The sequence below is a fragment of the Phocaeicola sartorii JCM 17136 = DSM 21941 genome, from assembly GCF_054653615.1.
On the sequence record NZ_BAAIFW010000005.1, the window covers coordinates 1,373,310 to 1,397,527 of the forward strand.

General features: G+C 45.3%; 16 protein-coding genes. 15 read left to right on the top strand and 1 reads right to left on the bottom strand.

The window, feature by feature from the left end; all coding sequences use genetic code 11:
• Positions 1 to 209: 209 nt before the first annotated feature.
• Positions 210 to 1,853, bottom strand: coding sequence for a SusR family glycan utilization regulator (gene susR, locus ACYQ0C_RS05765; protein WP_009860263.1), 1,644 nt, complete (start codon positions 1,851 to 1,853; stop codon positions 210 to 212).
• Positions 1,854 to 2,123: 270 nt separating this feature from the next.
• On the opposite strand from susR, the gene ACYQ0C_RS05770 reads away from it, so the two are divergent.
• The 15 genes from ACYQ0C_RS05770 (at position 2,124) to ACYQ0C_RS05840 (ending at position 24,142) form a co-directional block, all read left to right on the top strand.
• Positions 2,124 to 4,412, top strand: a complete 2,289-nt coding sequence (locus ACYQ0C_RS05770) for a TonB-dependent receptor (RefSeq protein ID WP_016278401.1) — start codon at positions 2,124 to 2,126, stop codon at positions 4,410 to 4,412.
• Positions 4,413 to 4,452: 40 nt separating this feature from the next.
• Positions 4,453 to 6,642: an alpha-galactosidase gene (locus tag ACYQ0C_RS05775; protein WP_016278400.1), complete on the top strand. Its 2,190-nt coding sequence runs from the start codon at positions 4,453 to 4,455 to the stop codon at positions 6,640 to 6,642.
• 735 nt (positions 6,643 to 7,377) lie between these two features.
• Entirely contained in the window at positions 7,378 to 7,950 is a 573-nt protein-coding gene (locus ACYQ0C_RS05780; protein ID WP_016268059.1) for a pilus assembly protein N-terminal domain-containing protein, read from the top strand.
• Positions 7,951 to 8,195: 245 nt separating this feature from the next.
• The gene (locus tag ACYQ0C_RS05785; RefSeq protein WP_016268058.1) at positions 8,196 to 8,618 is read left to right on the top strand and encodes a hypothetical protein; all 423 of its coding nucleotides are present in this window, start codon (positions 8,196 to 8,198) and stop codon (positions 8,616 to 8,618) included.
• A gap of 462 nt (positions 8,619 to 9,080) precedes the next feature.
• Entirely contained in the window at positions 9,081 to 9,398 is a 318-nt protein-coding gene (locus tag ACYQ0C_RS05790; protein WP_227073466.1) for a hypothetical protein, read from the top strand.
• A complete protein-coding gene (locus ACYQ0C_RS05795; protein ID WP_016278399.1) occupies positions 9,382 to 10,884 on the top strand; it encodes an amino acid adenylation domain-containing protein in 1,503 nt (500 codons plus the stop codon). The genes ACYQ0C_RS05790 and ACYQ0C_RS05795 overlap by 17 nt, the downstream gene beginning before the upstream one ends.
• A gap of 19 nt (positions 10,885 to 10,903) precedes the next feature.
• Positions 10,904 to 11,146 (top strand): acyl carrier protein, encoded by a 243-nt coding sequence (locus ACYQ0C_RS05800; RefSeq protein WP_009860270.1) that lies wholly within the window; start codon positions 10,904 to 10,906, stop codon positions 11,144 to 11,146.
• A gap of 17 nt (positions 11,147 to 11,163) precedes the next feature.
• Complete coding sequence (locus tag ACYQ0C_RS05805) at positions 11,164 to 12,555, top strand: MBOAT family O-acyltransferase (RefSeq protein ID WP_016278398.1); 1,392 nt, start codon at positions 11,164 to 11,166, stop codon at positions 12,553 to 12,555.
• The gene (locus ACYQ0C_RS05810) at positions 12,555 to 13,595 is read left to right on the top strand and encodes a hypothetical protein (RefSeq protein ID WP_009860272.1); all 1,041 of its coding nucleotides are present in this window, start codon (positions 12,555 to 12,557) and stop codon (positions 13,593 to 13,595) included. The genes ACYQ0C_RS05805 and ACYQ0C_RS05810 overlap by 1 nt, the downstream gene beginning before the upstream one ends.
• A complete protein-coding gene (locus tag ACYQ0C_RS05815) occupies positions 13,592 to 15,949 on the top strand; it encodes a TonB-dependent receptor domain-containing protein (protein ID WP_016278397.1) in 2,358 nt (785 codons plus the stop codon). The genes ACYQ0C_RS05810 and ACYQ0C_RS05815 overlap by 4 nt, the downstream gene beginning before the upstream one ends.
• A 160-nt stretch (positions 15,950 to 16,109) precedes the next feature.
• Positions 16,110 to 17,903, top strand: coding sequence for an LTA synthase family protein (locus tag ACYQ0C_RS05820; protein ID WP_016278396.1), 1,794 nt, complete (start codon positions 16,110 to 16,112; stop codon positions 17,901 to 17,903).
• A 115-nt stretch (positions 17,904 to 18,018) separates the two neighbouring features.
• A complete protein-coding gene (locus ACYQ0C_RS05825; RefSeq protein WP_016278395.1) occupies positions 18,019 to 18,558 on the top strand; it encodes a GNAT family N-acetyltransferase in 540 nt (179 codons plus the stop codon).
• On the top strand, positions 18,555 to 19,679 hold the full coding sequence (locus ACYQ0C_RS05830) for an efflux RND transporter periplasmic adaptor subunit (protein ID WP_016278394.1): 1,125 nt from the start codon (positions 18,555 to 18,557) through the stop codon (positions 19,677 to 19,679). Before ACYQ0C_RS05825 ends, ACYQ0C_RS05830 begins: the two co-directional genes overlap by 4 nt.
• Complete coding sequence (locus tag ACYQ0C_RS05835; protein WP_016278393.1) at positions 19,676 to 22,789, top strand: efflux RND transporter permease subunit; 3,114 nt, start codon at positions 19,676 to 19,678, stop codon at positions 22,787 to 22,789. Before ACYQ0C_RS05830 ends, ACYQ0C_RS05835 begins: the two co-directional genes overlap by 4 nt.
• Positions 22,790 to 24,142 carry an efflux transporter outer membrane subunit gene (locus tag ACYQ0C_RS05840; protein WP_025076629.1) on the top strand — a complete coding sequence of 451 codons (1,353 nt, stop codon included), beginning with the start codon at positions 22,790 to 22,792 and terminating at the stop codon, positions 24,140 to 24,142.
• The last annotated feature ends 76 nt before the right edge of the window (positions 24,143 to 24,218 follow it).

Below are 24,218 nucleotides of genomic sequence, written 5' to 3' on the forward strand. Positions count from 1 at the left end.
TATAGATATTCGGAGATGATTAGTTACCTGAAGATGAAAATGTTTTTTGTAAGAAAGATTTTAAATAGCAATATCTTTTTATATACAAAAAGGACAGCAAACTGTTTTCTTTCTTTTAGTTTTTCTTTCCATCCCATTCAGTGAACCGAAGTCAGTCGGGAAGTCAATGGTTTTCAGTTCCTGACTCATTATCTCCATCTTGAGGGTACTTAAGAAGTAGAGGCAGAAGAAGTGAGATTGCATAATAAATTTATTGTGCAAATTTCTTCCACTTGTTTCTCAAAGTTATCCCTTATCTTTGCCTTATTTTTCACCACACTCCGATGGTTGTAAATTGTCTGTGGGGAATAGAACAGAAGGGTTGCTATCTTGGAGCTATCCTTAATTCCCATTCGTATTAAAGCAAAAATGCGAAGTTCCGTAGTCAATATTTCCCCCCGTTTGGGTATTATTTCTTCACCTTCACGCAATAGGGAATTGAATTCCTTTATAAAGTTAGGGTATAGATTCAGGAAAGCCGTATCAAAGTTCATAAAGAACTCCCTGGTATCCATTTCTGAAAGTTTGGTTGCATTGACCAGTCTCAATAAATCATCTGTTTGCTTCGCTTTTACCTTGCGCTTCACTAAATCCTGATATTTCTTCAGCTTGTCTATATAAGCGGCACATAAATCCATAAACAGGCTTACATACTCTTCGCGTGTATGATTCGTATCTACCAACGCTTTATTCAGGTGTTGCAATTCACAGTTCATATTTGCCAAAATTTTCTTCCGCTTATGAAGTTGGTTCATCTGCCGATATATATAAACCAAAGAAACTACCAGTCCGATAGATAAAAGACTGATACATATCAGTGACCATTGCAAGCGTTGGCTTTCAATAAGGTTCTGTTTCTGATATGAAAGAACAATGGAAGGGAATTTTCTTGCTATTTCGAGCATACGGAGACGGTTGTTATAATACATGGCATCTTCTAGAGAATAGTTTAAGTAACGATTGGCACGTGAAACTTCTCCATCCCTGTTCTTGAAGATGTATAACGCCAGTTCCTGCAAGGCAAGATTCTCTTTCAATGGGCATACCTGATCGGAAATAGCTGCCTTTATCAGATAATTCTCATATTCTTTCCAGTTGTTGGTTCGTGAGTACACCAATGCCAGTCCGTAAGTTGCCATAGCAAACAAGCGGACATTGACCGGTAATCCTTCCAACGCTTTTTTATAGCAATTTTTAGCTTCGGCATACCTGCGATGACGATAGAAGTTTTCGCCTTTCCAGTAATGATGCAACGGTGAACCGACTGGTAGAACACTGATAAGTGAATCTTGATAAAGCATCTCCTTTTCATAATAACGGGGAGCATATATATTATCATTGGAGTATTCGGCCCACATACTATATGCCCACTCATAAGCGGTATAATATTCTATCCGTAATGCGTTGTCCAGTGTACGGCTGTCTATCTGTTCCAAGTTTTGAATGGATTCACTGAAATATCCCGAAGTGGCGAGGAGGATGGAACGATGAATGATACTCAGGTTGCGATATGTAGGATTGGAGAGTTTCATAGCCACTTCTTCTTCCCGGTCTACGTAATATATGGCCGAATCAAACCGGTAAGTATAATATTCTTCATAAATGGCGTTATACAACAGGAAACGTTCATCATCATTCATATTCGGATAGAGTAAATGTTTAAGACTGTCAATACGTGTTTCTTTCTGGCGTGAATATTGGTTACGCAGTTTCAAAGCAGTTTCTAACTCTCCGGACAAGTCAACTTTATTTGTAGCACGAAAAGGCAGAAGTACGAATAGCAAAAATAATCCTGATAATAAGCATTTCTTCATAGGAGGTATTCATTAAAAGTGGATAAATACAAAGATATTAAAAGTTTTCAGTAAACAGATACATCTACTTACTTTTCTAAAGCAAGTATTACTAAATAGTTAATTATAAAGCTATTATTCCTTGTACACCTCTCCTGTCAATCTACTTAATATCTACTTGTAGAAACAGTGCGTTATTATACCCTCTAATTTTGCCCTCGTTGAAAAACAAGGGGTAAAATCCTTCCCGGTTCTTTCTTCAGAGTATTTAATTTTAAATCAATGAATATCATGAAAATCAATCTCTTTTTTCACATCGTGCCGATGATTATCGCATTCGCTTCTTCTGCAATGGCAAGCAATCCGGCAGAAGTAAACGACACCATTAGTACAAAGAAATCCAAAGGTAGCGAACGCAATGTGATGCTGAACGCTTCGGATGCCAATAAACCCCGTGAAATTCAAATCGGACTGCCCAGTGAGGATGTGAATGTATATGAGAACGGACTACCTGCCGTATATTCTTCGGCTGTGCACAAACTGGCTACCCATTGGCGCAGCGATGCCAGTCTGGGCGAAGTGGGCCTGATGAACCCGTCCGAATCCGCCATCACTACCGGAAACATCGCTTATTCGGTGAATACCTTCTCCAAGTTAGGGCAGAAAGAATTTAAAGGAGTACTGAATTACCACACCAACCACTTCGGCTGGCAGAATGTGGACATGAATGTATCCGGTGGCATTGGCGACCGTTGGCTTTATACAGCCAGTGTCTATCAGAACTTTGATCCGGGCAGTTTTGCTCCTAAGTTTGAGAACTTCAGCGACCGTACCCAGCTTTATCACGCCGGATTGACCCGATTGTTCAATAACAATCGTGGCAAGTTCTCCGTCATCTATAAATTCTCGAAAAGCAATGCGCTCGGCTCAATGATTAATGCGGCTCCCTTTATTTATGTGGGAGATGGCAGTGTGAAAGAAATTCCGGGCTTCAAGCTGGGTACTTCCTCGTACGCTCCCGAAGGCGGACGTTTTCAGTACATGGACGTGACGGATGGTAAGATGAAAAGCGGACGCTTCGGCGATTTCACCGGAAACAAGGCGCACGAAGTAGCTATGCTATTCGACTATACCTTCCGCAATAATCTAAACTGGACACTTAACGCCAAATTTATGAATGCCCCCGAAGCCAATTATGTAGACTTTGGCGGTAGTAATATCAGCGAGGCGACTGCAACAGATGGTCTTTTCCTGGATGACTCCAAAGAAGCCTACACCGGATTGGTGGAAGGAAGACGCACTTGGTTGCACTTCGGCAAAGTGAAGAATGCTTTGCTTACTTCCGAACTGAAAAAGAAAGTGGGCAACCACGATATGAGGTTAGGATTGAACGAGTGGTACTATCATTTGGATTATCATTCTTCCTCTTTCCAATGGATAGGAACTGTCACCGAATACCCACAGATACTGAATCGTCGGGAAGCCGACGGAAGTACCAATAAGTTCAGAGGCTTCAATGAGCTAAGTCCGGAATATACCAAAGGATATGAAAACAAACTGGCTGCCTACTTCACGGACAACTGGCAGATCACTCCGAAGATTAACGTTTATTACGGTGCCCGCTTGGAATACTACCGTATGTCTGCCGACCAGATACCTTACGGACGTTATGCGGGTTTCCATATCGGCGATACCCATTCATATACGGACAATGACGGCAACATACTTTCTACTGAAAAGATAGAACCCCATAAAGTGGTAAAGGACAAGCTGAATTATGCAGCAACCGCACAATTCACTTATAAGATAACAAAGAACTTCGGTCTTACAGCCGATGGAACTGTTGCCACCCGCTTCCCCCGCATCAACGAGTATGCCGGAACAGGTCCCACCGAGGAGCAATACAAACGCGTCACCATCCCTTTGCTGCGTGGCGGACTGTTCTACCATAACAACTGGATAAATCTGACTTCCATGATTACATATATTTCCAAGTCGAACAACATCGACCAGCAGAACGTAACGAAACCCGGTACGACGCAATCCAAAACCACCTTATTAATATACGACATCAAGACCCTGGGCTGGACTACCTCGGCAGAAATCAATCCGTTCAAAGGTTTCCATCTGCATGCCCTGTTCACTTACCAGAAGCCGACTTATAACAACTATTTCATCAGGTCTCCCTTTGAAGGAGTGCCCGACCTGAATGCCAATGGCAACATCGTGAAAGAAATTCCGCAGGTACTTGCTGAAATAGATCCCAGCTACAACATCACTCCCGACCTGCGCGTATGGCTCAGCTTCCGTTATTTCGGAAAGACGTATGCCAATCTGACCAATGCCCTCTACTTCAACGGCCGTTGGGAAACCTTCGGCGGCGTGAACTGGAAGGTAAACAAGCATCTCTCTTTGGGAGCTACGGTTGTGAACTTCCTGAATCAGAAGGGTGCCAGCGGCACTATCAACGGTGCCGAACTGTTGAGCAAGGAAGAAGCCGGAAAGTTCAAGGATCACTATATGAGCGGTAATTATTTGCGCCCACTCACTCTGGAATTCAGCGCAAGTCTTTCATTCTAATTTAATTTATATATTTTGGTAACTAAATTTATCGTACACCATGAGAAATTTACTTGTAACTCTCTTTGCATGTGCGTCCCTGACGTATGCCCATGCAGCGGAAAAAGAAACCATCCGCATCTCTACGGACAACACCGATCTGGTGCTCCAGGTAGGCGAAAACGGCCGCTTGTATCAAACGTACCTGGGCGAGAAACTCTTGCACCAGCAGGATTTGCAGAACTTCCGTTGGAATATACATGCCGGGTCGGACGGCAGCGTGAGCAAGCGCGGCTGGGAAGTGTATAGCGGTTCCGGCAATGAAGATTACTTTGAACCTGCCATCGCCATCACTCATAATGACGGCAATCCGTCGACGATTCTTTATTACGTTTCTTCCTCGTCCAAGCCTGTAGAAGGTGGTACGGAAACCGTGATAAACCTGCGCGATAACCAGTATCCGGTAGATGTGGCACTGCATTATGTGGCCTATCCCAAAGAGAACGTCATCAAGACGTGGAGCGAGATAAAGCATCAGGAGAAGAAACCTGTCATGCTCTCCACCTATGCCTCCACCATGCTCTACTTCAATAATTCCAGTTATTATCTGACCGAGTTCAGCAGTGACTGGGCAAAAGAGGCGCAGATGAGCAGTCAGCAATTGCAGTTTGGCAAGAAAGTGATTGACACGAAGCTGGGAAGCCGTGCTGCCATGCACACCCATCCCTTCTTTGAAGTGGGACTGGACCAACCGGTGAACGAACACCAGGGTGATGTCTTGATGGGTACACTGGGCTGGACGGGCAACTTCCGTTTCACTTTCGAAGTGGACAATGTGGGCAACCTGCGTGTAATCCCTGCCATCAATCCTTATGCATCGAACTACGAACTGAAACCGAATGAAGTGTTCACCACTCCCGAATTCATTTTCACTTTAAGTTATGATGGTGCCTCGCAAGGCAGTCGCAATCTGCACGAATGGGCACGCAACTATAGCCTGAAAGATGGTAAAGGCAGCCGTCTGACTCTTTTGAATAACTGGGAAAATACAGGTTTCAATTTCAATCAGGAGATACTTGCCGAACTGATGAAGGAAGCCAAGCATTTGGGAGTGGATATGTTTTTGCTGGACGATGGCTGGTTTGCCAATAAATACCCGCGTAAGGATGACCATGCCGGTTTGGGCGATTGGGAAGTGACCCACGATAAGCTGCCTGGCGGTATTCCCGCCTTAGTAAAAGCTGCCAAAGATGCGGATGTGAAGTTCGGCATCTGGATTGAACCGGAAATGGTGAACCCCAAGAGCGAACTCTTTGAGAAACATCCGGACTGGGCCATCCAACTGCCTAACCGCGAAACGTATTATTACCGCAATCAGTTGGTACTGGATCTCAGTAACCCGAAAGTGCAGGATTATGTATATGGCGTTGTAGAAAACATTATGCAGGAAAATCCCGATGTCGCTTTCTTCAAGTGGGATTGCAACAGCCCTATCACCAATATCTATTCCCCATATTTGAAGAATAAACAGGGACAGTTGTATATTGATCATGTCCGCGGTATCTATAATGTTCTGAAACGTGTAAAGGCGAATTATCCCAATGTCCCGATGATGCTTTGTTCCGGTGGCGGTGCACGTTGTGATTACGAAGCATTGAAGTACTTCACGGAATTCTGGTGCAGTGACAATACCGATCCGGTGGAACGTATTTATATCCAGTGGGGCTTCTCCCAGTTCTTTCCTGCAAAGGCTATGGATGCCCATGTGACGAGCTGGAACAAGGTGACTTCCATAAAGTTCCGCACCGACGTGGCCTCCATGTGCAAACTTGGCTTCGATATCGGTCTGAAAGAACTTACTGCCGATGAACTGACTTATTGCCAGACAGCGGTAGCCAACTGGAAACGTCTCCAAAACGCTATAATGGATGGTGACCAGTATCGTTTGGTTTCTCCATACGAAGAGAATCATATGGCACTGAACTATGTAAGTAAAGATGCAAACAAGGTGGTTCTGTTTGCCTATGACATTCACCCACGCTTCCAAGAGAAGTTGATGGCAGTAAAACTGCAAGGGCTGGACCCGGACAAACAGTATAAAGTGGAGGAAATCAATCTAATGCCTGCTGCAACTTCCAGATTAGAAGCCAACGGAAAGATTTATTCGGGTGATTATTTGATGAAAGTTGGACTGAATGTATTTGGCTTTATACATACTCAGAGCCATGTAGTGGAACTGACTGCCCAATGATAAGTATATTTGAAATTGTAGTAGTAGAACATTTCTGAACAAACAAATAAAATTGAAAGGCTCAAAAGATGAGAGAACCTATTGGCTGCTGATAAGAATATCCGTTTGTTTCTGTATTGGTCATATCTAAGTCTTTGTTGTGCGAGGATGTTGACTAGCTATGCTCTGTTGTAAAGTAGAAATGTTATTTGGATGGTTTGTTTTATGCTAATGAAGTGAATCCCGAAAGTTAGACAAAAAACTTTCGGGGTTCACTTCACATTTTGCACACCCTCTCTTTATTGATAAAAAGCAAAATGATTATCCGCATTCCTCCCACTGATTGGTTATTTGCATGCTTCATCCTTATTTTTTTACTGTATCTGCCAACCTCGTTCCCGTAGTGAAGTGGCTTAAAAGCCTTATAATAGCGTATTAAAAGGCTTTTAATCATATCTTCCCTGTACTGCATTCCTTAGACTTATACACGTATCCTGCTTCCCTATTGCACTAAAATGCCGGAATGTGGAAGAGTGGATGGGGATATTGCGGATAATCATTGAAGCAAAATATAGACAGAAAAAAGTGCCAAAGCGAATTTTTCAGTGTTCCTAGATGTCGTTTCAGAAGCCGTTTTCGCCGTTTCAGATAAAATGTAATTAAAGAGTTTACACTGAAGTGCTACTTTTGTTCTGCAATTGCATAAAAGAGCGTTCAATAAAACAATAAAGTTTTTAATTAAAAAAAAGAACAACAATGAAAAAAGTAAAGTTTCTTAAATTCACTATGGCGTTTTTCGCCTGTGTTCTAGCAGTAGCCATGGGTTCTTGCGATAAGAATGATGACCCCAAAGTTCCAGATCTTAAGTGTACCCCCTCTAAAGTAGAGGTGGCTCCCGGCAAAACTGCAACGGTTACTGTAAGTGGCGGTACTGCTCCATTTACTGTAACCTCAAGCAATACCAAGATTGCGACGGCTAAAGCAGACAAGAACACCATTACAATCACCGGTCTTAAAGACGGTACAGCAACCATGCTCATCTCCGACTCAAAGAAGCTTACAGGAAAGATTCCTGTGGTGGTCAAGGCTGCGGCATCCGGACTTGATTTTGATAAAAAGTCTGTATCCGTAACTGTTGGGAAGGAAGAGGCTGTCACTGTAAAAGATGGTTCCGCTCCTTATACAGCAACCGCCAAGGACACGAAAATTGCCACAGCCACAGTCAAGGATGGAAAGATTATTATCAAAGGTGTCAAGGCTGGTAGCACATCAGTGACTGTTACTGACAAGAACAAGAAAACTGGAACTATTTCAGTTACAGTAAAATAAAGTATCAGAGAATCCTTTTGGGAGTAGAAGAAACGCATATCTTTTTTCTCTTCCAAAAGGATTGTTATGGATTATTGTATGTCAACAAAAATAAATTGAGTAATGGGATATCGAAAAAGTAAATTATCTATCCTTGTCGTATTGGCAATAGTCATATTATTAGCTGTTTGCATGACAAGTTGCCGTTCATGCTGCTGTGGATAAGGTCCAGTGATACGGATAAATTTTCAATGAAAAATATTGTAATGAGCGTATTAATATGCTTTCTCGCTTTTTCTGCTTTTGGGCAAGAGATAGAAAGTTCGCACAAGGATAAAACGTACAAGAGCATTTATTTGGAACTATTGGGCGCTTCAAATATGATTGGCGTTTCTTATGACACAAGAATAAAGCCCGGTTCAGTTTTCGGCTATCGTGCCGGAATATCCTACTTTTATGGGACGAACTACAATTCCTATGAAGGGCATGGTTTTTCCGTGCCATTGGAGTTTAATTGCATTTTGGGTAAACGGCGCAGCAAGTTTGAAGCCGGAACAGGCATCAATATGGGGCTGTATTCCATAAAGGAAACCTATTGGGTAAACAGCGAGGGAAATGTCAGCATTATCGAACCGGTTACTCAGATAGTTGAATCGCGGAATACTTTCAGATACTATGTCTTTATTTAATATTGGATATCGGTATCAACGGGAAAATGGTTTTATGTTCCGTGCCGGTGTCAGTCCTTCATTCAATTTTAGAGATAAATACGGATTACATAAAACCCCGTTATTGTATCCTTATCTGAGTTTTGGCTATACTTTCAAATAGCATCGCACAGTTTAAGACGGTTTCTTGTTTATGGTATATGATTAAAGGCTATATTCTGGAAGAACCTGTTTTTGACCATTTTGTACGGTTTCTTTAATCAAAGTGAGTATTAGAAGTACATTCTTCACAAGGTAACGATATTGCTTTTGTTTATAAGATAAGCGTTTATATTAATTTATTTTCAATGTTTAAAAACTCCGTTTCGGAAATTGTTTTTGCCGTTTCAGACAGGTTCTTTTTTGTTCCAGTTGTTCCTGTAAGTAATTTTGGACAGTCTGCTGAGTTAATGAGATATTTCAATCCAATAGAGAAATAAAGCAATGATGGAGAACCAATTTCCTTTGAGACTTATAAAAGAAGAACAAGAGTCATCTGAAAAACTGTTGGAACTTCTGGTGTCATCAACGCATTCTCCCAAAGGCAGATTTTCAAAAGAGAATAGTTACATTATACTGAAGAGAAAAATGGAAACAACAAAAAACGGAAACACAGTGAAATTGGTATTGCCTTTTCCTCATTTTTTGTGGATGCTTGGTACCAAACCAGTATCCACAAAAGAAAAAGCAGTGTTGCATGAACCGCAAACAGAACAAGAAAATATAAATAGAAACAATACAAATTATGAAGAAGATAAATGATGCAGATATGCTGGCTGCTATTGTCCGAGCCTCGAATCATTATGCCATGCGTCCGGCACTGGTTCTTGACAACCAGACTTATACCTATCAGGAGTTGTTCGGATTGGCATGGAGCATTTGTGAAACACTGAGAAATCTCAAAGAAGACATTATTGGCATCACCGCAGAAAATCGTATGGAAACCTACGCATCCATTTTAGCTGTGCTACTTTCCGGAAAAACTTACGTCATGTTGCATCCTGATTATCCGGCAGAGCGCAACTGTCGTATAGCCCGGCAATCCGGCATTGGTCTGTTGCTTTACAGTGGAGAAAACGATAATATACTTCCACCTGAAATCAATGCAGGACGGGTATGTATCTCCTCTTATCGACATACTTTGCATTCCGGCATGGCGTTGTGTGAAGTTAATCCCGATGTGCCTGCTTACATTATCTTTACATCAGGAAGTACGGGCGAGCCCAAAGGTGTTCCTATATCCCGAAGGAACCTGAATGCTTTCTACAAGGCTTACTGTGCTTTAGGATGGGAGTTAGACGAAAACGACCGTATGCTTCAGATGTTCGAACTGACATTCGATGTTTCAGTCGTGTCGTTCCTTTATCCCCTCACCCTCGGGGCGTGTGTCTATGCCGTTCCGCAGAAAGGAATGAAATATCTGCATGTACTGGATATCATGGAACGTCACCGTCTTACATTTGCGGCAATGGCACCTTCCGTACTTCGGTTATCACGTCCTTATTTCGGGGAAATTTGTTTTCCGGACCTACGCTATCTCATAGTTACCGCCGAAGCCACTGACGTGAATCTGCTCGATGAATTTCGCACTTGCATCCCCAATGCCACAGTAATCAACCTCTACGGACCAACCGAAGCCACTATCTACTGCACTTCTTATATCATCCCGGTTGAAGGAGCCAAACATTATAACGGTTTGGCGGCAATCGGGAAACCTTTTCCGGGTATGGACTATATGATTGCATCCCCTTCGGGCAAGCAACTTCCCGCCGGAAAGACCGGTGAACTGTGGATTGCCGGACCGCAGCTAATGCGCGGATATTGGCGCGCTCCCGAAAAATCCGCTGGATGTTTTGTTACGACTCCCTTTGGAAAACTTTATTACCGTACCGGAGATCTCTGTCAGGCAGATGCTGACGGAGATATCATTTATTGTGGCCGTAAAGACACACAAGTAAAGCTACAAGGCTTCAGAATCGAATTGGGTGAAATCGAATACCACGTTAAAGCGTTTTACAAGCATACCTGTAACGCTATGGTGTTGCCGGTTTATACTACTGACAGAGGTTGCGAACTGCATCTTGCCTTAGAGAAGGATGCAGAGGATACGGAAAGCCTCGAACGGTATATGCAAAGCCATCTGCCTTCTTATATGTTGCCTCGGCGTATTCACTTCATCCCTTGTTTTCCACAAAATAATAGTAATAAAATTGACCGGAATCAACTATTAAAGTACATCACTCAATAAATAAGAAACAATCAAGTATATGGAAACAACAGAATTATTGGAAATACTGAACGGAATATTCAGAAAAGTGTTAAAGAGAGACGACATCACATTGACTGAAAGCACCACTGCCCATGATGTGGACGGATGGGATTCACTGACCAATATGGTACTTATCACCGAGATAGAAAATAAATTCGGCGTGCGTTTCTCGTTTCGCGAGATAGTGAAATTGAAAAATGTGGGCGATCTTTGCCGTACCATCATGAATAAAGCCAAATAGGAATAGGAGGAAAAGTAATGTCGTTCATCTCCCTTGAATTTATCCTGCTGTTCCTGCTCTGTTTCACATTATACCATTTTGTCAGTGATAAAGGACAAAAATTTGTTTTGCTTGCGTCAAGTGGAGTTTTCATCGGATATTTCAATCCCGTATTCCTTCTCACGGCACTGGCTGTAAGCCTTTTTACATACGGCGCAGCAGTACTTGTTGAGCAAGCCCGCGGGAAAAAAGGTTCTTGTTTGGTTTACTGGAGCAGCATATCCTGTCTTATCCTCTGCTGGATTGGTTTCAGGTATGCCAACCGGTTAACCGGAGACTCAGGTTTTATTTTCCCGTTGGGAATGTCGTTCTATACATTTCAGGCCATCGGTTACTTGACGGAAGTCTATTGGGAGGAAGAAAAGGCGGAACGTTGTCCGATCGATTTCCTGCTTTACATGCTTCTGTTTATGAAGTTCCTGTCAGGTCCCATTGAACGGTCCGCCAATTTGCTCCCGCAAGTCCGAAGACTCTCTCCGGCATCATACTCCATGATGACTTACGGCTTGAGACTGATTGTGGTGGGATTGGTGAAAAAAATGGTACTTGCCGACCATATAGCACCTTATATTGACGGTGCGTTCAATTCAATGCATACCGCATCAGGCGTACAATTGTTTATGGCCTGCCTTCTCTATCCCATCGAACTTTATGCCGATTTCTCCGGCTACACGGATATGGCGATTGGGATAGGAATGCTGTTTGGATTGAAACTATCACCCAACTTTGCACATCCTTTTGCCGCCCAAACCACGGCTGAGTTCTGGCGTCGCTGGCACATCTCCCTTTCCTCCTGGGTACGGGATTACCTTTTTCTTCCCCTGTCATCGTTCACACGCCGTTGGGGGCAATGGGGTGTGGTGGCAAGCCTCATGGTGACATTTATTGCTCTTGGCATATGGCATGGTGCAGGATGGACATTTGCCGTCTATGGACTTATACAGGGGCTTGTGATTGTATGGGAACTAAAGACTGAAAGAATACGGAATAGGGTAAGGAAACATATCGGCAAACGGCTGTTCGCCACGCTCTCAGTCATCCGCACCTACCTCATTTTTGCCATATCGCTGGTGTTTTTCAAAGCACAGTCCGTTTCAGACGCATTCTATTTCCTACGGAATATCTCTTTTCAGATCCATGTAAGCTGGAAAGAAATCAATATCGGTATGTCCGACCACATCTGCATCGTGGCAGGTGCCGCATTATTGTTGATGCTACTTTATGATTTTTTTATGTCCAAAGGCGACTTGCATCTTCGTTTTGAAAAGCAGCCTGCCGTGCTTCGCTGGATAGTGTATTACTTAATTGTGTTTGCCGTGTTCGCTTATGGCAAGTTCGGCACGGAAAACTTCATATATCTGCAATTCTGATGGAAAATATACCGGAAACTGTTACTGGAGCAAACCTCTGCAAACGACCTGCTTTCCTGCGCCTTGTCCGAAAGTTGGTGCTATTCGCCATGCCGTTTTGGGCTTTGATTGCTCTTTATGTTTACGATGATCCTTTCATGGTACTTCGCAAATATGACCTGTATGATTCAGATGTCATGCTCAACGAACAGCATGTAGGTTGGCAGATATACTTGAATCATAATGACAGTGTACATTTCAATTCTTTTATCTTGGGCAATTCATGTACTATGGCATTCCGGTGTGGGGAATGGGAAAAATATCTTGATTCCGGTGATCGCGCCATTCGTCTTTTCGGCAATGCAGAGGGTATGAAGGCGATAAGCCTTAAACTCCGTACCCTTGACCATAAATGTGCGGAAATAAAAAACGTACTGATGATTCTCGACCGGACCTCCCTTTCACGTTTTGATCTCTTGACGGGTTCCAGCCATATACTTCCAGCTGATATATCGGGACGTAATCCGTTTGCCGTACAGCTGGAGTTCATGCAGGCATTTGCAATGCCCGATTTCTTGTTTCCATATCTGAAATACCGCATAACAGGAAATGTAGAGCCGGACATGAAGCGAATGAATCCTTATGGAAGGATACGTGATTCGAAGAACAATGATGCGTTCAATCCTCGTGAGAAACAGATAGAACAGGAAGGTGAGGAATATTGGGAAAAACGTAAAAATGAGTTCCCCGAACGAGAAGGCACTGCAATTATAGCTGAACCTGCCATATTTCACAGGCAACGGATGGTATTGGATGAAATTATGGAAGTTCTACGTCAACATGGAACCTCGATATATGTCCTGATCAGTCCGGATTATAACCAGAAAAAACTACACCCGAATGATAGAGAAATCTTGCAAAGTATTTTCGGAAAAGAGAATGTGTATGATTTCAGCGGCATTAACGAATTTACAGAAGATTACCATCACTATTATGAGGCAGGACACTATCGTCCCTTGTTGGGCAGTAAACTGCTGGAAAGAATATATAAATGTCAATGATAGTCGGAATTTACGGGCTGCAAAATGTAGCCATTCATTCCAATAACATAAATATTTTGGTACAAATGCATAGCAAGAAATCAAATGTTGGCATGGCGGCAAAGGCATTCCTGCTAACAGCTATAGGATTGGGATTACCTATAAGGATATGTGCACAGGGAGTAAGCGCGGAAAAGGCAGATACGATGGTTGTATTCCCGACACAGAACCTTGAGGAGGTTGTCATCGTACACCAGGCCCCGATAGTCAAACTAAAAAACGACAAGGTGACTTACCAGGTGAGTAATGATGTGGAGTCAAAGACACGCAGTGTATTGGACATACTGCGTAAGGTTCCTATGGTGACTGTGGACGGGCGAAACAATATCATGGTGAACGGCTCCGCGCAGTTCAAGGTTTATGTGGACGGAAGATTGAGCACTGTCATCACTCGCAATCCAAAACAAACGTTGCGCAGTATGCCTGCCAGCCACGTGAAGAACATTGAAGTTATCACTAATCCAGGTGCCCGGTATGATGCAGAGGGAACCGGAGGTGTCCTTTGCATCACCACCAAGAAAGGTGGTGCCAAACAAGCATTTGCATTGGAGAAAGACGGGTATGACGGAGCTACAAGTGGCTCCGTGCACCTCCTGACAGGTATTCTGAGCAACGGAATTGACGCCAGCCTCTCCGGTCAACAAGGCAAATGGTCGTATGACGTAAATTTGAACGGAGAGTATATGTATTCAACGGGTACCATTGTCGAATCGGACGTAACCGGCAACGGGACACGTCAATGGATGCGACAAAAGTCCTCATCGAAAACGCCATTCTCAATGGGCGAAGTAGGTGTGGGATACGATATTGATTCCGTCCAATCACTCCATGTTTCCATGTCCACGACTTGGTTTGCCACAAAAGAGAAGAGCCGTCCCACCTATCTTTACTCAGGTGGAATATGGGGACAGGGGATGGCTTTTAGTGGTAGTCAGAAGATGAATATGAACGAGATTTCAGTAGATGGAGGCATCGATTACCAACGTCAGTGGGGTGACAAGGGCAGGCTGTTTGCGAGTTATCAGATAAGCCATGCTCCCAACCGGAATGATACAGAGAACAGATACGATGGCCTTGACACCTCCTTGCACCCCGAAATCACTTCCACCGTGAAGGACATCCGTACAGAAATTTGCGACCGCACCACCCAGCATAACCTGACCACGGACCTCACCATTCCACTTACCCGGCATCAACTGCTCAACGCCGGTGTGAAGTTCTCCTTCGACCATGGAGAGAGCCGGGCTACCGAAATGCGCTTTTTGAATGGTAGCTTCGTGGAACAAAAGGCGGCTGCCATGCACTACCGACAGTATCAAAACATAGCCGCCCTGTATGCCGAATGGGAAGCTCAGTGGGGTTGGCTGGGCTTGAAGGAAGGGCTTCGCTATGAACATACCTGGCAGAAATCACGCTATTTAAAGGGTGAAGGGAGTAAATTCTCGCTTCACTATGGCGACCTCGTACCTTCCGTCACTCTTACTGCCAGAGCTAAGGAGAACAGCACTTTTGGCGTGAGCTACACCATGCGCATACGTCGGCCGAGAATCAAAGAACTCGACCCATACGTCAATAAGTCCGATCCTACGCAGCTTTCCTATGGTAATCCCAACCTGAAAGCACAGCACCTCAATAATCTGGCTATTGTACATACGTTGAAAGCAAACACATTAGCAATGCGAATCAGCCTCAATCATTCATGGAGTAACGATGGTATTGCCCGGTATTCTTCAATGAAGGACGGGCGTATAAATACCACCTTTGGCAATATAGCCAGAAATCGCAAGACATCGCTGAATGCTTACGCTTCATGGAACGCGACACGTTCAGCCCGCTTGATGCTTAATGGAGAAGTGGGCTACAATGACATGCGAAGCCGGGAGATTGATGCCTGCAACTATGGTTGGCATGGTAACCTGAATCTGGGGTGGCAACAGAATCTGCCTTGGCAGTTGAAGTGGAGTAGTAATATGGAATGGATGTCGCGTCGGTACTCTCTCCAAGGTTACGATTCGGGTATGATGATGATAAGTGCAACACTCGCGCGCTCCTTCCTCAATGACAAACTGGATGTGGCTATCAGTGGCATGAGCGGTTTAGGTCATGGTGGCAAAATGTATTGGGAGTCGGTATCCAGCACCAGGGATTTCACGAACATATCACGCCTTATTGAACCCATGCAGGACATCACCATAGGCATCACTTACACGTTTGGTGGAAAAAGCAGGAAATATACGGAAGAAACCGTATCGGATTCATTTGAAATGGGGGACAGCCGCATCGTGAAACAGCAGATGAAGCGAAGAGGAAAATGATGAAACGTATTCAGTGTGAACGCGACCATTTCAGATTGTTCTGAGAGCAGCCAAGGTTGAAGTAATCGGTAGTGATATATTTTATCTTATGAAACAAGATATTATCGCTCCCAGTGAAGTAAAAATAATTAGGAAGAATTCCACTAAACTGAATTAGCCAATGACTGTTAACAAACAAGAAGGGAATGTTGCAGGCAGCAGAATACAGCCTGCCATTCCAATAGCGGGAGTATTTTTCAAATTCCTCCTGTTTAATGCAATATGGTGTTATTACACCACCTTTACACCTTTCTCATGTTGGGAGTCGTATGCCACGGCTCTTGCAGCCACGCTTGTCTTGTCCGTTCCCTACATATTGACAAGACGTATAGCGGCAAGCATACTTGTCATGGTGGTTCTGGATATATGGATGGTAGCCAACTTGTTATATTATCGGAGCTATTTTTCCGCCATTCCCTTATCAAGTTACCTATTGGCAGGAAATCTGACCGATTTTCTACCGAGTGTGGCAGCTTCATTCCGATGGTGCGACGGACTATTTCCTGCTTCAACTGCCGCTGTCGTGTTTTTTATGCTTTGGAGAAACCATCGGTCGAAAATCATATTTCCGTTTGGCAAACACGCTTATTTTACACTGCTCATATTTTTATGTGCACTGTTGGCTGTCAATCTTTCTATCCGAGGCGGTTTCCTTACAGTCTATAGGAACATGAAATCGTCTGCCCATCGACACGCAAGTGGTCCGCCGCTTTATACACTGTTCGGCACACTCTATTTTGACTATGCCGACGAACTACCTGAACTAACGGAAGAACAGGAACATGAAATTCACAATTGGCTTTCGGAGAGACCTGCGCTTGTTCCTGTGCCGGACATTGCATCCAGGGACAACTGCATCTTTATTCTGGCCGAATCACTGGAGAGCTGGGTACTGAATCTCACCGTTGAGAATCAGGAAATCACACCCTATCTCAATAAACTTCTCAAAGAACGGTCCACGCTGTATGCCCCCCATGTGCTTACACAAGTCAACGGAGGGCGTTCCATTGATGCCCAGTTGCTTGTGCTCGCCGGTCTGTTGCCATTGCAGACCGGCGCATACAGTTGCCGGTTTCCTCTCAATACATACCACACTTTGCCCAAGGCAATGAAAGAACTTAAGGGAACTCGCAATTATCTTTTAACAGTGGATAAGACAAAAACATGGAATCAGGGGGCGGTGGCCCGGAGTTTCGGAATAGATACCATTGTCTCTTATCCTGATTTCCGGATGACGGAAGCATTCGGAAACCGGAAAAGGTTGGGCGACAACGCTTTTTTCAGCCAATGCAGGGAAAAGATGGAAAACGGGGAGATTTGGCGTTCCGATGAAAATGTATTTATTCAGATGGTCACATATTCCGGTCATTCGCCGTTCAAGATGCCAGAATCTCTAAAAACCGTCCATTTCTCCAATCGGATTCCCGAAGTCATGGCTGACTATATGACCGTGGCGCATTATACGGACGAGGCGATCGGGAAATTCGTGGAATATCTGAGAACACGTCCCGAATACGGACGGACAATGGTGGTGATAACCGGCGACCACGAAGGACTGGCGGACAATCGCAAAGATTTGTGCCGTACAAAAGCAGGGAAAGGAATTGTTTCGGAGAACGAGTTCACACCTTTTATTGTATTAAACTCTCCTATAGCAATGTATCATACAAAAGTAATGGGACAGGTGGACATCTATACCACGCTTTTGAACTTGCTCGGTCTGGAGAGTTATCGGTGGAGCGGTATCGGTCAAAGTATTCTCGATTCTGGAAAGCCGGGTATTGCCATCAGCCCGAAAAGAAGTATAGAGGGAGATACCATGTTTTTATCCCGCGAGGAACTTCTGAGAATGCGGCAGTCTCAGGTAATCTCTGACCGGATAATACGATTCGACAAATTGAAGGATTTGCGATAGCCGATATTTCGGAAGCTATTTTCGTCGTTCTGGAAGCGGTTTTCTCCGTTTCGATTGTATTCCGATTGTCAGCATATTGGGTACGAAGTATTTTTGCATCTAAAATTTGCGATATATGATCATTAAAACAGAACATCTTATCATCAGGGACTTTCAGAAGAAGGATGCCGCAGGTTTGTTGGAATACCTTTCTCATCCACGCGTCAATTGCTTTGTTGGTGACCGTCTGTATTCTGAAGAATCGGCATTGGCTTATATTTTCCATTCTTCCGAGGATATGCTGCGCTATGCCGTATGTCTGCGAGAGGACGATTTTATTATCGGTGATGTTTTCGCTCTGTGCGAATATACTGACACTTATAGCATTGGTTGGCATTTCAACAAACATTTCGAAGGCAAGGGATTGGCGTATGAAGCGGCAACAGGATTTTTGGACTACCTTTTCCGTGATGCCGACGCACGACGTGTTTACGGATTTGTCGAAGACGATAATCTGCGGTCGAAAAGATTGTGTGAACGTCTCGGAATGAGGTGTGAAGGATGTATGAAAGAGTTCATATCGTTTATATGTCATCCTGACGGTACACCACGGTATGAGGATACCTGCATCTATGCGATATTGAATAAAGAATGGAAAAACAATAAGAACAGATGATGAATCGACGAACATGGATTGCCGGTGTCACGGCAACGACCCTTATGGCTGCTTCACTGGCAGCCTGCAAACCGGAACAGAAAAGACAGGAAACGGGACAGACACTGCCCGTTATGGTGGTTTCTTCCCGGCCTATTGAATTTCAGGAAACGTATTCTGCCTCCATCCGCGGACGGCAGGATGTGGACATCATGCCCCAGATTTCGGGACGTATCAGCCGCCTGTGTGTAAAAGAAGGCGAATGGGTGAAATCCGAACAAGTATTGGCCGTGATTGACCAAGTGCCTTATCTGGCGGCACTACGCACGGCGCAGGCCAACGTCAGCGCTGCACAAGCCAAGACTGAAACGGCACGAATCGAACTGCAAGGCAAGCAAGCCTTGTTTGACGAGAAGGTCATATCCGATTATGAACTATCTCTTGCCCGGAATCAACTGGCTGTGGCACTTGCCGAACTCGAACAGGCAAAGGCACAGGAGACGGATGCCCGCAACAACCTTTCATATACCGAGATAAAAAGTCCGAGTGATGGCGTGATAGGCACACTGCCCTTCCGCATCGGCGCACTTGTCAATCCCAACATGGCACAGCCGTTCACGGTGGTATCTGACAATTCGGAGATGTACGCCTATTTCTCCGTTTCCGAAAACAAGCTGCGTCAGCTCAGGGCGCGATACGGATCAATTGACAAGATGATTTCCAAAATGCCTGAAATCAGCCTGCAACTGAATGACGGCACTTTCTACGGACAGAAGGGACACATAGAGACCGTCAGCGGTGTGGTGAATCCTACTACCGGAGCGGTACAAATCAAAGCCCTGTTCCCCAATCCCGACCGCGAGCTGCTGAGCGGTACCATCGGCAACGTCATCCTGCAAGGACTGAATACGGATGCCATTCTGGTTCCCATGACCGCCACTGTCGAGTTGCAGGACAAAATTATCGCCTACCGCCTTAAAAACGGGAAGAGTGAAGCCGCTTACCTGACAGCGGACCGTCTGAACGACGGCAACCACTTCGTTGTAAAGCAGGGGCTCTCTGTCGGTGATACCATTGTGTGCGAAGGAGTAGGACTTGTAAGGGAAGGAATGATTGTCACACCTAAAACCGTAACCCCATGAACTTGCGCTTTTTCATAGACCGCCCGGTGTTTTCGGGTGTTATCTCCGTGGTGATTGTCCTGATGGGCATTATCGCAATGAAGGCCCTTCCCGTGGAGCAATATCCCGACATCGCACCACCGACCGTCAACGTATTCTGCACCTATCCCGGTGCAAATGCCGAAACTGTGCAGAAAGCGGTAATCGTCCCGCTTGAGGAAGCAATCAACGGCGTGGAGGACATGATTTATATGACCTCGACCGCATCAAACACGGGAGACGCATCCATCAACATCTATTTCAAGCAGGGCGCAAATGCGGACATGGCGGCGGTAAACGTTCAGAACCGCGTAAACGGTGCGTTGAGCCAGCTTCCGGCGGAGGCCACCAAAAGCGGTGTCACGACAGAGAAACAGCAGAATGCCGAACTTATGACTTTCGCGCTTTACTCACCCGACGACCGTTTCGACCAGACGTTTCTCAACAACTACATGAAAATCAATGTCGAGCCACGCTTGAAACGAATAAGCGGGGTCGGCAAGGCGCAACTGTTCGGTTCCAATTACAGTATGCGCCTCTGGCTGCGTCCCGACAAGATGGCTCAATACGGACTGATTCCCGATGATATTTCCTCAGTTCTGGCGAAACAGAATATCGAGGCTGCCACCGGTTCGTTCGGAGCAAACCATCCCACGGCCAATGAATACACGATGAAGTATCGCGGACGTCTTTCCACGGCGGAAGAATTCGGTGAACTGGTAATCAAGTCCCAGCCCGGAGGCGATGTACTGAGGCTGAAGGACGTGGCCGACGTGGAACTCGGTGATGAAAACTATAATTATTCTACCGAGGTGAACGGTCGTCCGGCTGCCATTATGCTTATTAACCAGAAAGCCGGTTCCAATGCTTCAAGTACCATCAAAGAAATTCATGAGGTACTCGATGACTTGAAGCGTGACCTGCCGGAGGGAACAGAATTCGTGGTACTTACCGATACCAACAAGTTCCTGTATGCCTCCATCCATTCTGTCATACGGACGCTTATCGAGGCGATACTTCTGGTTATTGTGGTGGTGTATGTGTTCTTGCAGGACATCAAGTCCACGCTTATTCCCACGATTTCCATCTTTGTATCCATCATCGGCACATTCGCCGTAATGTCCATGATTGGATTTTCCATCAACTTGCTTACCCTGTTCGCCCTTGTGCTTGCCATAGGGACTGTGGTCGATGACGCCATCGTGGTGGTGGAAGCGGTACAGGCGAAATTTGACGAGGGCTATCAGTCTGCAGTTCTCGCCTCCGATGATGCCATGAAAGGGGTATCTTCGGCCATACTTACCTCTACCATTATATTCATGGCAGTGTTTTTTCCGGTAGCCATGGTGGGCGGCACTTCCGGAGCCTTTTATGCCCAGTTCGGCATTACGATGGCGGTTGCCGTGGGCATCTCGGCTATCAATGCGTTCACCCTCTCTCCTGCGTTGTGCGCTTTGTTCCTGAAACCTTATACCGATGAGCACGGAAACACGAAGAACAATTTTGCGGCGCGCTTCCGCAAGGCTTTCAATGCGGTCTTCAACCGCCTGAGCCGTCGCTATGTGCGTGGGGTACTATACATCATCCATCGCCGGTGGCTGTTGTGGGGCACCATTGCGGTCTCGTTCGGGTTGCTGGTACTACTTGTCAATGTCACGAAGACGGGGCTCATCCCCGAAGAGGATACCGGCACGGTGTCGGTGAGCATGAATACAAAACCCGGCACCTCGATGGCACAGACGGGCAAGGTCATGAAGCGTATCGGCGACTGTCTCGACAGCGTAAGCGAGATTGAATACAGTGGCGCGATAGCCGGTTTTTCTTTCAGCGGCTCCGGTCCGTCACAAGCTATGTATTTCGTGACGCTTAAAGACTGGAAACAGCGTGAGGGGAAAGGGCAGTCGGTCAATGATGTCATAGGAAAGATTTATGCCGCCACCTCAGACATCCCCGATGCCACCGTATTCGCCATGTCTCCCCCGATGATTGCCGGATACGGTATGGGGAACGGCTTTGAACTTTACTTGCAGGACAAGGCCGGCGGTAACATTGCCGCCTTCAAGAAAGAGGCAGACAAGTTTGTCGAGGCATTGTCGCAGCGTCCTGAAATCGGAGAAGTCTATTCCTCATTTGCTACGGACTACCCGCAATACTGGGTGGATATTGACGCGGCGAAATGCGAACAGTCGGGTGTTTCCCCGTCCGATGTGCTCTCTACGCTTTCGGGATATTGCACGGGACAATATGTTTCGGATTTCAACCGATTCTCCAAACTCTACAATGTAACGATGCAGGCTCCTTCGGAATATCGTGTAAATGCGGAATCCCTTAATCACATGTATGTACGTACATCCGGTGGTGGTATGGCACCATTAAGCCAGTTTGTACGCCTGACCAAAACCAACGGTCCGTCGGATCTCACCCGTTTTAACATGTTCAATGCCATTTCGATAAATGGTTCTCCGACTCAAGGTTATAGTTCGGGGCAGGTACTTGATGCAATCAGGAAGACGGCGCGCGAAGTGCTTCCGGCAAATTACACCTATGAGTTTGGTGGTATCTCACGTGAGGAGAGCAAGACTGCCAATAATACCACGCTTATATTCATATTCTGTATGGTTTTGGTATATCTGATTCTGTGTGCCCTCTATGAAAGCGTGTTTATTCCCTTCGCGGTTTTATTGTCAGTTCCCTGCGGGCTGATGGGCAGCTTCCTGTTCTCATGGCTGTTCGGGCTGGAGAACAACATCTATATGCAGACCGGACTGATTATGATTATCGGACTGCTTGCCAAGACTGCCATTCTGCTGACCGAATATGCCGGCAAACGGCGGTCGGAAGGTATGACCCTGGCACAGGCGGCATACAGTGCGGCGAAGGTTCGCCTGCGTCCTATCTTGATGACCGTACTGTCTATGGTGTTCGGCCTTGTTCCGCTGATGATGGCTCATGGCGTGGGTGCCAACGGTAGCCGCTCGCTTGCCACAGGCGTAATCGGAGGTATGATTATAGGTACGTTGGCCCTGTTGTTCCTTGTACCTTCATTATTCATCGTATTCCAATATATTCAAGAACGTGTTAAACGTAATTAAATGAAGAAGATAGCAATATATATAATATCCGCTTTGATGCTTACCGGCTGTAGCACATATAGCCGGTATCATCGGGCTGAAATCCCGACAGAGAATCTATATCGGACCTTACCGGCAGGTATTGATACAGTAACAATTGCATCTATGTCATGGCGGGAAATGTTTACTGACCGGAAACTTCAATCTCTGATTGAAACAGGAATTAAGCAGAATACTGATCTCAATGTGGCACGTTTGAGGGTTGAAGCAACCGAGGCAGCTTTGATTACGGCTAAGCTTTCATATCTCCCTTCACTTGGGATTAATGCCGAAGGTGGTGGCAGCCGGTATGACGGGACGACGGCAAAGACATATAATGTTGGTGCGTCTGCAAGTTGGGAACTTGATATATTCGGCAGGCTCACGGCTGCAAAGCGTGGTGCGGTCGCCGCACTGCAAGGAAGCCGTGACTATCAGCAAGCCGTACAAACACAACTTGTCGCTACTATAGCTGACAGTTACTATACACTTTCCATGCTTGATACGCAGATGGCGATAAACAATCGGACTTTGGAAAACTGGCGGGCTACGGTACGCACGCTTGAAGCGTTGAAAAAGGTGGGCAAGGCAAATGAAGCCGGCGTATTACAGGCAAAGGCAAACGTGATGCAACTCGAATCATCGCAACTGGCCATACGCAAGAGTATCTCTGAAACAGAGAACGCCTTGTCTGCGATACTTGCCATGCCGTCACACTCGATTGAACGGAATAATTTGACTGAGGCGTCTTTTCCTGATACAATCTCTATCGGAGTTCCTTTACAGTTGCTTTCTAACCGTCCTGATGTACGTCAGGCTGAAATGGAACTGGCACAAGCGTTTTACGCCACCAATGTAGCCCGCGCTGCTTTCTATCCTAATATCACTCTTTCGGGGACACTTGGTTGGACTAACAATGGAGGCGGAGTAATCACTAATCCCGGACAATGGTTGCTCAACGTCATCGGTTCCCTTACACAGCCGTTATTCAACCGGGGCGTGAATATAGCCAACTTGAATATAGCCAAAAGCCGTCAGGAAGAAGCCAAACTGTTGTTCCGGCAAGCATTGCTGAATGCGGGAAAAGAAGTGAACGATGCTTTGACCGTATGGCAGACGGCAAAATCTCAAATTGAAATTGGTGAAAGGCGCATTTCTGTTTTGAACGACGCTGTACGGAAGACAGAACTGCTGATGTGTCATTCCGACGCAACCTATTTGGAAGTGCTTACTACCCAGCAATCACTTCTTGATGCCGAACAGACTCAAGTGCAAAATATATTTAGTAAGATACAAGGAGTGATTAAATTATATCATGCATTAGGAGGGAAATAAGAATATAAAGATTGATGTAGGGGTACAAATTATGGTACTAAGAACCTTGCTACCCCAAAAAAGAATATTTTTCCGA